The organism is Marinobacter oulmenensis, assembly GCF_014201735.1.
GTDB lineage: Bacteria > Pseudomonadota > Gammaproteobacteria > Pseudomonadales > Oleiphilaceae > Marinobacter > Marinobacter oulmenensis.
In genome coordinates this window covers 1-1,238 of sequence record NZ_JACHFE010000022.1, presented here as the reverse complement: position 1 = coordinate 1,238, position 1,238 = coordinate 1, and the positions used below count along the sequence as shown (strand labels likewise).

At 54.8% G+C, this 1,238-nt stretch carries 1 protein-coding gene; it reads left to right on the top strand.

What is annotated here, in order from left to right:
• Positions 1 to 67: 67 nt before the first annotated feature.
• Positions 68 to 1,230, top strand: a protein-coding gene (locus tag HNR38_RS17125; RefSeq protein ID WP_183706605.1) for an IS3 family transposase whose coding sequence is annotated in 2 segments (ribosomal slippage) — positions 68 to 323 and positions 323 to 1,230 — 1,164 coding nt in all. Because the reading frame shifts where the segments join, the coding sequence is not laid out codon by codon here.
• Positions 1,231 to 1,238: the final 8 nt, after the last annotated feature.

Here is a 1,238-nt window from a genome sequence, read left to right as displayed (position 1 = left end):
TGTAGTGGTTCAATGATTCCGGACACCAACGTAGGTGGTAAGGTTGCCACCATAAACGAGGTGTCTGATGACCAGAAAACGACGTTCCTTTACTCCTGAGTTCAAGCAGGAAGCAGCCAGCCTGGTGCTGGATCAAGGTTACACCATCGCCCAGGCAAGTATGTCGCTGGGTGTGGGAGAAAGCGCTCTGAGGCGCTGGGTTCAACAGCTGACGGATGAGCGTGAGGGCGTTACCCCGAAGGGTAAGGCCTTAACCCCGGAACAGCGCCGGATTCAGGAGCTGGAAGCCCGCTGTAAACGCCTTGAGATGGAGAAGACCATACTAAAAAAGGCTACCGCTCTCTTGATGTCGGACGACATGAATCGTACGCGCTGATAGACCAGTTGAGTGAGCAAATGCCTGTTGAAATGGTCTGCAATGCGTTCGATATCAGCCGTTCCAGCTATTACGAATACCGTCACCGGCGGAACCATATAGACGTTGAGCGTCTGGCCCTGAAGGCTCAGGTAAACCGCCTGTTCACCAAGAGCCGCAGCTCTGCTGGTAGCCGAACAATCAAGGGCATGCTCAATGACGACGGCGTTGTCATTGGTCGTTTCAAGGTTCGACGACTGATGAGTGAGCTGGGGCTGGTTTGCAAGCAACCTGGCCCTCACGCCTACAAGCAGGCCACCGTTGAGCGACCAGACATTCCGAACCATCTGGCTCGTGAATTTACAGTAGACCAGACCAATCAGGCGTGGTGTGGTGACATCACCTACGTCTGGAGCGGGCAGCGGTGGAGCTATCTTGCTGTCGTGCTGGATCTGTATGCACGACGCGTTGTTGGCTGGGCAATGTCGTCCAGCCCGGATGCGGACCTGGTTGTAAAAGCTCTGGATCACGCATGGGAACAGCGTGGTGAACCCGAGAAAGTCATGTTCCACTCGGACCAGGGGAGCCAGTACGCCAGCCGTAAGTTCCGCCAGAGACTCTGGCGCTATCGAATGACACAAAGCATGAGCCGGCGCGGCAACTGCTGGGACAATGCCCCGATGGAGAGGCTATTCCGGAGCCTGAAATCCGAATGGATACCGGCCCTAGGATATCGGAATCTGCCCGAGGCCAAAAAAGATGTGGGTGGCTACTTGATGGATTACTACAACCGGCAGCGACCTCACACATTCAATGACGGCATTTCGCCCGTTGTTGCTGAGGAAAACCTTAAAATACTGTCCGGGATTAGTTGACCACTACA